We start from the raw sequence: 720 nt of genomic DNA on the forward strand, positions 1-720 counted from the left end.
CGCCCGGCCGCAGTTGCTCATGCTCACCGACGGCGAGCCCTCCGTGGGCCCCACCGCGCTGGGCGAGTTCAAGGTGCTGGGGCAGCGGGTGCACGACTCCGGCGTGGCGTTGCACGCGCTGGGGCTGGGGCGGCACTACCTGCCCGAAATCCTGGAGGCCCTCACCGGCCCATCCGGCACGGGCTTCACGCACGTGGACGACGCGGAGGGGCTGCCGCTGGCGGTGGGCGCGCTGGGGGCGGAGCTGTTCGGCGAGGTCGTGGCGGACGCGCGCGTGTACGTGCTGCCCACGGGCTTCGCGGACCTGCGCTGCCGCCACCGCTACCCGTCGCGCGTGGAGGGCGACGCGATGAGCGCCGCGCTGGGGGCGGTGTCCCACGCGTTCCCGCGCCGCGTGCTCTTCACGGGCGTGCTGGAGAAGGGCGACTGGAACCTCACCGTCACCGCCTCGTACACGGAGAACGGCGACACCCGGCGGCTGTCCGTGCCGGTGACGCGCCTGTTGCCGGACAGCGAGGAGGGCCGCTTCGTGCGCGCGGTGTCCGCGGAGCTGGAGCTGGTCTCCTTCGAGGCCGCCGCGTGGAAGGCCCTGTCGCGCCGCCAGCAGGACGCGGCCGAGCGGGCGCTCGAGGGCGCGGACAAGGGGCTCTACAAGCTGGCCCGCCTGGGCTCCGCGGACGTCCCCGCGCAGCGGCACGTGGACCGCCTGTCGACCTGCGC

The 720-nt window shown here is 75.1% G+C and carries 1 pseudogene; it reads left to right on the top strand.

From position 1 onward, the window contains the following. Positions 1-720 (top strand): annotated as a pseudogene (locus ACLEQD_RS44715) (VWA domain-containing protein); the annotation flags it as partial.

It is taken from the genome of Corallococcus sp. 4LFB, assembly GCF_046520365.1.
Lineage (GTDB): Bacteria > Myxococcota > Myxococcia > Myxococcales > Myxococcaceae > Corallococcus > Corallococcus caeni.